Origin of the sequence: Actinocorallia aurantiaca (assembly GCF_039533685.1) — a bacterium.
Lineage (GTDB): Bacteria > Actinomycetota > Actinomycetes > Streptosporangiales > Streptosporangiaceae > Actinocorallia > Actinocorallia aurantiaca.
The window spans coordinates 591,798-602,248 of sequence record NZ_BAAATZ010000006.1; the positions used below are offsets into that span (position 1 = coordinate 591,798).

General features: G+C 70.7%; 10 protein-coding genes. 3 read left to right on the forward strand and 7 right to left on the reverse strand.

Going from position 1 to position 10,451, the window contains the following annotated elements:
* The first annotated feature begins 14 nt into the window (after window positions 1–14).
* Entirely contained in the window at window positions 15–1,349 is a 1,335-nt protein-coding gene (locus ABD327_RS09765) for a PQQ-binding-like beta-propeller repeat protein (RefSeq protein WP_344449935.1), read from the forward strand.
* A 118-nt stretch (window positions 1,350–1,467) separates the two neighbouring features.
* Window positions 1,468–2,685 carry an acetyl-CoA C-acetyltransferase gene (locus ABD327_RS09770; protein ID WP_344449936.1) on the forward strand — a complete coding sequence of 406 codons (1,218 nt, stop codon included), beginning with the start codon at window positions 1,468–1,470 and terminating at the stop codon, window positions 2,683–2,685.
* A 120-nt stretch (window positions 2,686–2,805) separates the two neighbouring features.
* On the opposite strand, the gene ABD327_RS09775 is transcribed toward ABD327_RS09770, so the two are convergent.
* The 7 genes from ABD327_RS09775 to eno form a co-directional block, all read right to left on the reverse strand.
* Window positions 2,806–3,585, reverse strand: a complete 780-nt coding sequence (locus ABD327_RS09775) for a Bax inhibitor-1/YccA family protein (protein ID WP_344449937.1) — start codon at window positions 3,583–3,585, stop codon at window positions 2,806–2,808.
* An 80-nt stretch (window positions 3,586–3,665) separates the two neighbouring features.
* Window positions 3,666–4,760, reverse strand: coding sequence for an SAM-dependent methyltransferase (locus tag ABD327_RS09780; protein ID WP_344449938.1), 1,095 nt, complete (start codon window positions 4,758–4,760; stop codon window positions 3,666–3,668).
* Window positions 4,761–5,082: 322 nt separating this feature from the next.
* Window positions 5,083–5,781, reverse strand: a complete 699-nt coding sequence (locus ABD327_RS09785) for a uracil-DNA glycosylase (protein ID WP_344449939.1) — start codon at window positions 5,779–5,781, stop codon at window positions 5,083–5,085.
* A 164-nt stretch (window positions 5,782–5,945) separates the two neighbouring features.
* Window positions 5,946–6,863 carry a Ppx/GppA phosphatase family protein gene (locus tag ABD327_RS09790; protein ID WP_344449940.1) on the reverse strand — a complete coding sequence of 306 codons (918 nt, stop codon included), beginning with the start codon at window positions 6,861–6,863 and terminating at the stop codon, window positions 5,946–5,948.
* Between the two features lie 33 nt (window positions 6,864–6,896).
* The gene (locus tag ABD327_RS09795; protein ID WP_344449941.1) at window positions 6,897–7,403 is read right to left on the reverse strand and encodes a DUF501 domain-containing protein; all 507 of its coding nucleotides are present in this window, start codon (window positions 7,401–7,403) and stop codon (window positions 6,897–6,899) included.
* 86 nt (window positions 7,404–7,489) lie between these two features.
* Window positions 7,490–7,819 carry an FtsB family cell division protein gene (locus ABD327_RS09800; protein WP_344449942.1) on the reverse strand — a complete coding sequence of 110 codons (330 nt, stop codon included), beginning with the start codon at window positions 7,817–7,819 and terminating at the stop codon, window positions 7,490–7,492.
* Window positions 7,820–7,907: 88 nt separating this feature from the next.
* Complete coding sequence (gene eno, locus ABD327_RS09805; RefSeq protein WP_344449943.1) at window positions 7,908–9,191, reverse strand: phosphopyruvate hydratase; 1,284 nt, start codon at window positions 9,189–9,191, stop codon at window positions 7,908–7,910.
* 205 nt (window positions 9,192–9,396) lie between these two features.
* On the opposite strand from eno, the gene ABD327_RS09810 reads away from it, so the two are divergent.
* Window positions 9,397–10,451: ABC transporter substrate-binding protein (locus ABD327_RS09810; RefSeq protein ID WP_344449944.1), on the forward strand; the 1,055-nt coding region annotated here is incomplete at its 3' end.

The window sequence follows — 10,451 nt, forward strand, 5'->3', positions numbered from 1 at the left end:
CTGGAGTTCACCCCATGCCCTCGGCCGCCCTCAAGCGACTACTCTCCGTCTCCATCTCGGTACTCCTCGCGGCCGGGTGCGCCGGCGGGGAGGACCGGGACACGGCCCACGCCGCGGCGGGCTGGACCGACGCGCAGGTGAACGCGGTCAGCCGGGCCTCGCTCGGCTCGGGCGTCGCCGCCGTCACCGGCCTGCGCCCCGACGGCTCCCTGGAGACGGTCGTCGACGATCTGGCGACGGGTCGGAGGCTGTGGGCGCACCCGGCGACGATGTTCGGACGGCTCCCGGGCATGGGGGTGCAGCCCCCCGCCGTCGCCGGTCCGGTGGTGGTCGCGCTCGAGCCCCGCTCCGGCGGCCCGTGGAAGGCCATGATCGTCGCCCGCGACGCCCGGACGGGCGAGCAGAGGTGGGCGCGGGGCGTGAACTCCACGTTCGGGCCGGTGGCCTGCGGGACGAACGTGTGCCTGTCGGAGTCGACGGCCCAGCGGAGCCCGCGGTTCGTGGTGCTGGAGAGCGGCACCGGGCGGACCCTGTGGCGGCTGCGCGGGCTCGCCGAGGTCGAGCACGCCGACCGGGACCGCATCGTCGTCTTCCGGATGGCCGAGCGGCCGGTTCTGGCCGCGTACGCCACCGGGTCGGGGCGGCGGCTGTGGTCGTTCCCGGTGGAGGACGCGGTGGGCGCCGGGATCGACCTGTCCGGCGGTTGGTCGTTCGGCACGGCGGGCGAGCTGCTCCTCGGGCACGTCGCGCCCGCCCGGAGGGGCAGGTCGCTGTCGGCCTACGGCTTCTTCGCGCTGCGGCTGGCCGACGGCTCGCCCGTGTGGACGCATCCGCGCCAGCTCCGGGTCTACCCGAGCCCGAACCCGGCGGTCGGCCTGATCACCCGGGAGGTCGGCTCCTCCGGGAACTTCGAGGGTTTCGCCCGGATCGACGCCCGAACCGGCCGCAAGCTCGCCACGATCCCCTCGGCGGACGTGCCCCGCGGCTCCTCCTGGTGGCTGTCCTTCTCCACCGACCTGTCGACGCTCGGGTTCTGGATCCCCGGCCGACAGGGCGCGGCGTTCGACCTGCGCCGGTCCGAGTCCGTCCCGCTCGAGGGCCTGCGCGCCTGGTCCTTCTGCACCACCTCGCCCCAGCCCCTGGAGCTGGCGGGCGGCGCCCCCGGCTTCTTCCCCGTCGCCCCCCTGTGCTCCTACGACCTGGCCACCGGCGCCAAGGCCCCCGATCCGGGCCCGCCCCCGCTCTGGTACACCGGCTCCTTCGACGGCCACCGGGTCTGGCGCGACGAGCGGGGCGCCCTCCACGGCACCCGGGACGGTACCGGCACGACTCCGGGTATGTACGGCTGAGGGGCCCCCGCGGGCGTCGAGTTCTCCGGGGATTTCTAGAATCTCGTCCTAGAACAGGATTAGAGTACTTATCGGTAACTTGATGGCCGAGGTACGGCCCCAGGAGAAGAGGAATCCCATGCCCGAGGCAGTGATCGTCGCCACCGCCCGTTCCCCCATCGGCCGAGCCTTCAAGGGCTCCCTCAAGGACCTGCGCGCCGACGAACTGGCCGCGAGCATGGTCCAGGCCGCTTTGGACAAGGTCCCCCAGCTCGACCCGAACAGCATCGACGACCTGCTGCTGGGCTGCGGCCTGCCCGGCGGGCGCCAGGGCTACAACATGGCCCGCGTCGTGTCCGTGCTGCTCGGCCTGGACACCGTCCCCGGCGCGACCGTCACCCGCTACTGCTCCTCCTCGCTGCAGACCACCCGTATGGCGCTGCACGCCATCAAGGCCGGCGAGGCCGACGTCATCGTCTCCGCCGGCGTCGAGCACGTCTCGGGCTTCGCCTTCGGCTCCTCCGACGGGTTGCCCAACACCCAGAACGAGAAGTTCGCGCCCGCCGAGGCCCGCACCGCCAAGCTGGCCGAGGGCGGCCAGGACTGGACCGACCCGCGCGAGGAGGGCATCGTCCCCGACGTCTACATCGCGATGGGCCAGACCGCCGAGAACGTCGCCCGGCTCAAGGACGTCTCCCGTCAGCGCCAGGACGAGTTCGGCGTGCGCTCCCAGAACCTCACCGAGAAGGCCATCGCCAACGGCTTCTGGGCCACCGACATCACCCCGGTCACGCTGCCCGACGGCACCGTGGTCAGCAAGGACGACGGTCCCCGCGCCGGCACCACCTACGAGGCCGTCTCCCAGCTCAAGCCGGTCTTCCGCCCCGACGGCACGGTCACCGCGGGCAACTGCTGCCCGCTGAACGACGGCGCCGCCGCCGTGGTCATCATGAGCGACACCAAGGCCGCCGAGCTGGGCATCACCCCGCTCGCCCGCGTCGTCAGCACCGGCGTCTCCGGCCTCTCCCCCGAGATCATGGGCCTGGGCCCGGTCGACGCCAGCAGGAAGGCCCTGGCCCTGGCCGGCCTGACCATCGACGACATCGACCTGGTGGAGCTCAACGAGGCCTTCGCCGCCCAGGTCCTCCCGTCCGCGGACGACCTCGGCATCGACCTCGACAAGCTGAACGTCAACGGCGGCGCCATCGCCATCGGCCACCCCTTCGGCATGACCGGCGCCCGCATCACCAGCACCCTCATCAACAGCCTGAAGTTCCACGACAAGCAGTTCGGCCTGGAGACCATGTGCGTAGGCGGCGGCCAGGGCATGGCCATGGTCCTCGAGCGCCTCAGCTGACGACCTGACCCGAGAACAAACGGAAAGGCCCCCGGGATGCGCTCCCGGGGGCCTTCCATTCACGGCACCCACCGTCCCGGTATGACAGTCAGGTGTCACCTTGCTGCCACAGCGACGGGTCTAATCAGAACTGTTCAGGATCGCGAGGAGGCGCAGGACCTCGAGGTAGATCCAGACCAGGGTGCTGGTGAGGGCGAAGGCGCAGGCCCAGGAGTACTTCTCCGGAAGGCCGGCCTGGACGCCGCGCTCGACCATGTCGAAGTCGAGCATCAGGAAGAAGCAGCCGACCAGGATCGCGATGACGCTGAAGACGATGCCGAGGACACCGTTCTCCCGGATGCCGATGCCGCCCTCGCTGAAGAGGCCGACGACCAGGTTGACCAGCATGAGGCCGATGAGGGCCATGCCGGCGGCGAGCACGTACCTCGTGAACTTCGGCGTCACCCGGATGATGCGCAGCGAGTAGACGGCCAGCATGGCGCCGAACGCCAGGGCGGTGCCGATGATCGCCTGGAAGACGATGCCGTTGTAGAGGTCGTTGAACATGTGGCTGATCGTGCCGACCGCGACACCGTAGAAGGCCGCGTAGGCCAGGGTCAGCGGAGCGCTGGCCTTGCCGGTGAAGCCGAGGTAGAGGCCGAGCCCCAGTCCGATCAGGACCGAGACCAGGGCCACGCCCATGCCGAAGTTCAGGACCCAGGCGACGGCACCGGTGAGGGTCAGGGTGCCGAGGCTGAGGAAGCCCTTGACGACGACGTCGTCGACCGTCATGGTCCGGACGGCCGGCGGGGCGTACGCCGGCTGGTTGTACATGTCGTGGAGCTGCTGCGGGGAGGGCGCCTGCTCGCGCCCCGCCTGCTCACCCATCTTGCGGAACGCGGGGTTCCTGCTCTCCATCATTTCCTCCGGCAACTGAGAATCTTCACATCGATAAGACGGTCCATACCTGAAAATCGTTCCGCTGCGCAAGCGAACGCGTCTCAGCGCAGTACGGAATCCAGTTCGTACAGGCCGATTCTGCCCGCTTCGGCGGCCAGCGCGGTAGTCGCGAGGTGCAGCAGCCAGGTGCGGGCCCTGCCGTCCTCCAGGGGGCCCTGCTGGAGACCGGCCGCCCAGGCGCGCAGGGTGCGGGCGTAGTCCTCGCGCAGCGCCGTCACTCCCCGCACCTCCAGGCCCACCGCGTCCAGCACCTCGGCGAAGGACCCGAGAGTCGGCAGCTCCTCCTCGGAGCCGAAGACGTAGTCGCTGGTGAACGGGCGCTGGACGGAGTCCCGCCGGTGCACGGGCTGGCGGACCAGGAGCCGTCCGCCCGGTCTGAGCAGGGCGGCGAGTTCCCCGATCACCCCGTGCAGGGGGAGCACTCCGGCGAGCGCCACGATCACGTCGTAGGAGCCTTCGGCGGGGACGAAGGGGAGCACCCGCACCCCTTCGGGAGGGGTGACGCCGAAGGAGGTGACGGCTGTCACCTCCGCTCCGTACTCGCGGGCGAGTCTGGCGGAGAAGGAGGCCCAGCCCGCGTTGAGCTCCAGAACCGAGGCGCCCGGTTCGAGGGCGAGCCCGGCGGCGATCCGCTCCTCGTCGGCGCGTTGCGCCTCCGCCAGCGTCGTGGCGCCCGCCCAGCGGCCGGCGCCGAGCGCGCGGCTGTCGCCGGCCATCCGGGAGTAGAGCTCTTCGGGGGTGTCCTCCAGCAGGCCCTTGCCGCCCTCCTCCGGCGGCGCCTTCGGCTCCGGCCCGACCGCGCCCAGCATCACCGCGGTCCGGACGATCTCGCGCTTGTCGTCCCCGCTCAGGCGGATCGCCTCGTCGTCGTGGCGCAGCACCCGCTGCAGCGCGCCGAGCGCGGTGCACACGTCGCCCTCTATGTCCAGCTCACCGGTGACGTAGGCGCGGACGAGGCCGATCTCGCCCGGCCTCCACAGCAGGCGCCGCAGCGCCCGCCGATCGCGGACCACGAAGACCGGGGTTCCGGCCGGGCCTATCCCGCTCCCGTCCCAGGCGCGCACCCCGACCGGCAGCGGATCGCCCAGGATCCGGGTCAGCAGAGGCTCAAGCCGCCCCGCGGCCCCGTCCACCATGCTGTTCTCCCTCTCACGACGCCCCGCCGATCTTAGGCGCGCCCACCCCTATCTCACTCGTCCCGCACGGAGTGTGGCGCCTGCCATGAAGCACGTGGCCGTTCGGGGTCGAGATTTTCCTCCGATTCCCCGAACCTCCCACCGTTTTCCGACATCTCATCTTCTGTAACCACATTCTCGTCACGCACGAGGGTGCCACGGGGTCACTACCTCCGGCGGGGGCCGGGGGCGGGGACGGGTCAGGGCCTGACGGGGGCGTTCAGCGGCGAGTCCGCTGAGCCCGGCCCTGTCCCTTTCCCGGTGCTCACTTCCCTCTTCCCGCTCAGAGGTCCGCGGCTTCCCTCGCCCGGGTGAAGACCTCGTCCAGCATCGCCTCGGTCAACCGGCCCGTGAAGGTGTTCTGCTGGGACGGGTGGTAGCAGCCGAGCAGCAGCGTCTCCCCCAGCCGCACCTCCGCCCCGTGCGTGAACTTCGGGCGCGGGCGCGGCAGCGCCGTCCCCAGCTCCGCCAGCGCGGGCCACAGCGCCTGCCAGGCGAAACCCCCGAGCACGACGATGACCCGGGGCCGGGTGAAGGCCAGTTCCCGGGTCAGCCAGGGCCGGCAGGCGTCGCGTTCGGACGGCAGCGGCTTGTTGTCCGGAGGCGCGCAGCGCACGACCGCGACCATCCGGGTGTTCAGCAGTTCCTGCCCGTCTCCGGCGTGCACGCTCTCGGCCTGGGCGGCCAGCCCCACCCGGTGCAGGGACGCGAACAGCCAGTCCCCCGACCTGTCGCCGGTGAAGATGCGGCCCGTCCGGTTGCCGCCGTGCGCCGCCGGGGCGAGCCCGACGATGAGGACGGCCGGATCCGGCGCGCCCCACCCCGCGATCGGACGGCCCCAGTACTCCTCGTCGCGGAAGGCCTTGCGTCGTTCCACCGCCACCTGCTCGCGCCAGGCCACCAGCCGGTCGCAGGCCCGGCAGACCGACTGCCTGGCGCACAGCTCCGCCAGGTCCGGCGCCCGGACCGCGAGCTCCGCCACCTCGCCCGCGGAGCGCGCGACCGGAGTGGACGGCAGCGCGGGATCCCCCGGCCAGCCGGTGCCGGGCGGGACGAACGGGGCCGGACGACCGGAGCGAAGCGAGGATCGACCGGCCCCCTCGGGGGTCCGGGGGTCGTCCCCCGCCTCGGAGTCGAGTTCCGGGGTCAGACGAGGCTCCAGGCGATGCCGTCGAGGATGTCGCGTTCGCTGACGACCACCGCGCCGAACCCGTACTCGCGCATGATGCGGTCGAGGATCAGCGCGCCGGCGCCGATGACGTCCACCCGGCCGGGGTGCATGAACCCCAGGGCGGCCCGCTCCTCGTGCGTCATGTGCAGCAGCTTGCGGGTGGTCTCGTGCGCCTGCGCGGCGGTGATGCGCGACAGGTGGATGCGTTCGCTGTCGTAGGTCTCCAGGCCCATGCTCATGGCGGCGACCGTGGTGACCGAGCCGGCCAGCCCGACCAGGGTGCGCGCCTCGGCGACCGGGACGCTCTCACGGACCTCGCGCAGCGCGGCGTCGATGTCGGCGACCGCGTTGGAGATCAGCTCGGGCGAGGGCGGGTTGGCGCCCTTGAAGTGCCGCTCCGTCATCCGCACGCAGCCGATGTTCACGGAGCGGGAGGCCGTCACGCCGGTGCTGCCGACCACGAACTCGGTGGAGCCGCCGCCGATGTCGACGACCAGGTACGGGCGCAGGGGGCGGAGCGCGGCCAGCTCTTTGGTGGCGCCGGTGAAGGAGAGCCGCGCCTCCTCCTCGCCGGAGACGACCTCGGGCTTCACCCCGAAGATCTCGGTGACCCCGGTCACGAAGTCGGCCCGGTTGCGGGCGTCGCGGGTGGCGCTGGTCGCCACGACCCTGACCTTCTCCGCGCCGTGCTGTTCGATGAGGCGGGCGTAGTCGCGCATCTCCTTGAAGGTGCGCTCCAGCGCCTCGGGGGCGAGCTCGCCCGTCTCGTCCACTCCCTGTCCGAGGCGGACGATGCGCATCTCCCTTTCGACGTCGCGCATCTCCCCGTCGATGTCGGCGATGAGAAGCCGGACCGAGTTGGTCCCGCAGTCGATCGCGGCTACCCGCGTCATGTCTCCTCCAGAGGCAGCTGGTGACAGCCGTGCCTAATCGGCAATCATCGCATCGACGCAGCATCCGGACCGCCACCACTCGGGCAGCTCGTCCAGTGCCTCACGTCCGAAAGGGTTGGTTCCGGGGGCCGCCAACTCGTGGGCGACCAGGGCGTGCAGGCACTTGACGCGCTCGGGCATGCCGCCCGCGGTCTGCATGCCCTCGGGCAGCGGGGGCATGCCCTCCCTCGCGGCGGCCCGGTCGCGCCGCTCGCGGTAGTCGCGGTCCGCGGCGCGGTAGCGCTCGGCCAGTTCGGGGTCCTCGGCGAGCCCGGCCTGCATCTCCTTCATCCGGCCGCGCTCCTCCAGCCGTCCGATGGCCGAGGCCGCGCGGGGGCAGGTGAGGTAGTACAGGGTGGGGAAGGGCGAGCCGTCCGGCAGGTACGGGGCGGTCTCGATCACGTCCGGCAGCCCGCAGGGACAGCGGTGGGCGACCTCGGCGGCCCCCCGGATCGGCCGTCCGAGCTGGGCCTGGACGGCCTCGACGTCACGCTCGTCCATCGGCGCGGCTACTCCCTGTATTCGAATACGGGCATGTGGGACGTCCACGATTCTATTGCCCCGCGACCGCCTCTCCGGACGGACCGTCAGCCCTGCCGGTCCGCCGCCTCCACGGACTTCCACAGGGTCTCGTACCAAGGCGGGGTGCGGGCGGGTCCGGCCTCCCGCTCCTGCTCGGACGTGCCGCCCTGGCCGTCCAGGACGACGTAGCACTGCTCTCCGGGATCGCAGAAGTGCAGCCTGCTCCGGGCCTCGCGCTTGATGTACTCGGGGTCGCCCAGCCGGGCCTTCTTCTCGGCGAGCTCCCGCACGTCCCTGCGCGCCGCGGCCTCCCGCTTCTGCAGCTGGGCGATCTGGCTGCGCTGCGCCACGTACTCGCGCACCGGGTAGGCGAGGCTCAGCGCGATGGCGCACATGACGACGGCCAGGATCGCCGCGCGGGAGGTCAGGTGGAACCTGCCCCCCGCGTGCTCGCGGGGGGCGGTTCCGCGCTGACCGGAGATGTCAGCCCTCCCAGGCGAACCGGGGGAAGGCCGCGGCGCCGGCGTAGCGGGCGGCGTCGTCCAGCAGCTCCTCGATGCGCAGGAGCTGGTTGTACTTGGCGACCCGGTCGCTGCGGGCCGGGGCGCCGGTCTTGATCTGGCCGCAGTTGGTGGCGACGGCCAGGTCGGCGATGGTGGTGTCCTCGGTCTCGCCGGAGCGGTGGCTCATCATGCACTTGAAGCCGCTGTTGTGGGCCAGCGCGACGGCGTCGAGGGTCTCCGACAGGGAGCCGATCTGGTTGACCTTCACCAGCAGCGCGTTGGCGGTGGAGGTCTTGACGCCGCGGGCCAGGCGCTCGGGGTTGGTGACGAACAGGTCGTCGCCGACCAGCTGCACCTTGGCGCCGATGGCGTCGGTGAGGGCCTTCCAGCCGTCCCAGTCGTTCTCGTCCAGCGGGTCCTCGATGGAGACCAGCGGGTAGTCCGCGACGAGGGAGGCGTAGTAGGAGGCCATCTCCTCGGCGCTCTTGGCGGCGCCCTCGAAGGTGTAGGCGCCCTCGGAGTGGAACTCGGTGGCGGCGACGTCCAGCGCCAGGGCGATGTCGCGGCCCGGGGTGAGCCCGGCCTTCTCGATGGCGACGAGGATGAGGTCGAGCGCCTCGCGGTTGGAGGGCAGCTCGGGGGCGAAGCCGCCCTCGTCGCCCAGGCCGGTGTTCAGGCCCTTGCTCTTCAGCACCGACTTGAGGGCGTGGTAGACCTCCACGCCCTGGCGCAGCGCCTCGGAGAACGTGGCCGCGCCCAGCGGCGCGATCATGAACTCCTGGATGTCGACGTTCGTGTCGGCGTGCGCGCCGCCGTTGAGGATGTTCATCATCGGCACCGGCAGCACGTGCGCGTTCGGCCCGCCGACGTAGCGGAACAGCGGCAGCTCGGCGGACTCGGCCGCGGCCTTGGCCACCGCGAGGCTGACGCCCAGGATGGCGTTGGCGCCCAGGTTCGCCTTGTTCGGGGTGCCGTCCAGGTCGATCATGACCTGGTCGATGATGCGCTGGTCGTCGGCGTCGTAGCCGACGAGCTCCTTGGCGATGGTGTCGTTGACGGCCGCGACGGCCTTGCGGACGCCCTTGCCGCCGTAGCGCTCGTCGCCGTCACGCAGCTCGACGGCCTCGAACTGGCCGGTGGAGGCGCCGCTGGGCACGGCGGCCTGGGCCTCTGTGCCGTCCTCGAGCAGAATCTCGACCTCGACGGTGGGGTTGCCGCGGGAGTCGAGGATCTCCCTGGCGTGTACGGCCTCGATCGCAGACACTGTGGCGCGCTCCTTGTTCAGCATCACGGGGGTTGTGTCCCGAGCCTACCGAAGGGCCTCCCGGCGTCTTCGAAGGGCTCGCCGTCCTGCGGCGTTATCCAACCGTGCCCACTTTTCCTATCGATCAGGTTGACTTAATGGGCAATGCCTTGCTCTACTTTTCACATCAAATCAGTCGAAAATATCGACCGGGAGCGAAGAACAGATGAAGCTCAGCAGGAGAAAAGCCCTCGCGGCGGCCGCGGCACTGGTGATCGGCCTGCCGGCGCTCTCCGCGTGCGGGAGCGATGACTCCAGCAGCGAAAGCGGCGGCAGCACCACCGTGAACCTCGGGTTCTTCCCGAACATCACCCACGCCACCGCCCTGGTCGGCCTGGAGAAGGGCATCTTCGCCGAGAAGCTCGGCTCGGACGTCAAGATCGAGCCCAAGTCCTTCAACGCCGGTCCCGCCGCGATCGAGGCCCTGTTCGCCGAGGGCGTCGACGCGACCTTCATCGGACCCAACCCGGCGATCAACGCCTGGGCCCAGTCCAAGGGCCAGGCCATCAAGATCGTGAGCGGCGCCGCCTCCGGCGGCGTGTCCCTGGTCGTGAACCCGGACAAGATCAAGAGCCTGGACGACCTCAAGGGCAAGAAGATCGCCACCCCGCAGCTGGGCAACACCCAGGACGTGGCGATCCGCTCCTACCTCAAGGAAAAGGGCCTCACCGCCAACAAGGACGGCTCCGGCGACGTCTCGGTCGTGCCGCAGGAGAACTCCCAGACCATCGACACCTTCAAGCAGGGCGCGATCGACGGCGCCTGGGTGCCCGAGCCCTTCGCCTCCCGGCTGATCCTCGAGGCCAAGGGCAAGAAGCTCCTCAACGAGAAGGAGCTGTGGCCCGACGGCAAGTTCGTCATCACCCACCTCATCGTCCGGCAGAAGTTCGCCAAGGAGCACCCGGAGATCGTGAAGAAGCTCGTCGAGGGCGTCGTCGCCTCGAACGAGTTCATCAACGGCAACGTCGAGGACGCCAAGACCCTGGCCAACGCCCAGCTGGAGAAGCTGTCCGGCAAGCCCCTGTCGAAGGAGGTCCTCGACTCCGCCTTCAAGGAGATCGAGTTCCTCAGCGACCCGATCCCCAGCTCCCTGACCACCGGAGCCAAGAACGCCGAGGCCGTCGGCCTGCTCGAGCCGGTCGACCTGAACGGCATCTACGACCTGACCTACCTGAACGAGATCCTGAAGGCAGCCGGAAAGCCGGAGGTCAAGACTTCATG